The sequence below is a fragment of the Sphingobium sp. LSP13-1-1.1 genome (genome assembly GCF_040676415.1).
Lineage (GTDB): Bacteria > Pseudomonadota > Alphaproteobacteria > Sphingomonadales > Sphingomonadaceae > Sphingobium.
This window is the reverse complement of record NZ_JBEGHU010000094.1, coordinates 1-255: the sequence shown is the minus strand read 5'-3', so window position 1 is coordinate 255 and position 255 is coordinate 1. Positions and strand designations below refer to the sequence as shown.

Annotated in this window: 1 protein-coding gene; it reads left to right on the top strand. The window is 54.9% G+C overall.

What is annotated here, in order from left to right; genetic code table 11:
* A partial coding sequence (locus tag MRBLSP13_RS22525) for a hypothetical protein (protein WP_363756712.1) occupies positions 1 to 255 on the top strand: 255 nt, incomplete at both ends.

Sequence of the window (255 nt, the reverse complement as noted above, 5' to 3'; positions counted from 1 at the left end):
AGACTGCTGGCGGCGGCGACATTCGCTTTCCATCAACAGGCGGCATCACCGTTGGCCCGAACAATCAGGTCTTTCACCAAGGCAATTTCAATCCAGCGACAAAAGCCGATCTGACAGGCGGCACGTTCACTGGCGGCATCACCGTTCCTAATGTGACCTTCCCCGGCACAGGCGGCCCATTCCTATACCGAGACAGCAATAACGGTTCGTTCAATATCCGTGTTGGTGCAACCGGCGCAGAGAAATATCTGAGTT